The following is a 239-nucleotide window of genomic DNA, read 5'->3' as shown; positions in this document are numbered from 1 at the left end:
TTGACCGGCGTCTCCGGCGCCTGCGGCTCAGTGATCTGGTCGGTCATCACGCCTCACCTCCCGCGACTGCCCCGCGTCTACGCTGGGAGTTGTGGAGCGGCGCCTTGCTCGCCCCCATGTGCTCGGCCTCGAAACCGGAGAACCGGTGGCCCTCGCCGAAGAACTTGGTGCGGCCGAGCAGGGTCATCATCGGCTTGGTGAAGAAGAACACCACCGCGAGGTCGATCAGCGTGGTCAGG

The 239-nt window shown here is 66.5% G+C and carries 1 pseudogene; it reads right to left on the bottom strand.

The annotated features are described in order from the left end of the window. Positions 1-46 precede the first annotated feature (46 nt). Positions 47-239, bottom strand: a pseudogene (locus BN358_RS26600) (protein translocase subunit SecD); the annotation flags it as partial.

It is taken from the genome of Sedimentibacter sp. B4, from assembly GCF_000309315.1.
Classification (GTDB): domain Bacteria; phylum Bacillota; class Clostridia; order Tissierellales; family Sedimentibacteraceae; genus Sedimentibacter; species Sedimentibacter saalensis.
Note: the sequence above shows the minus strand (reverse complement) of the source record. Positions and strands in the feature narration are given on the sequence as shown.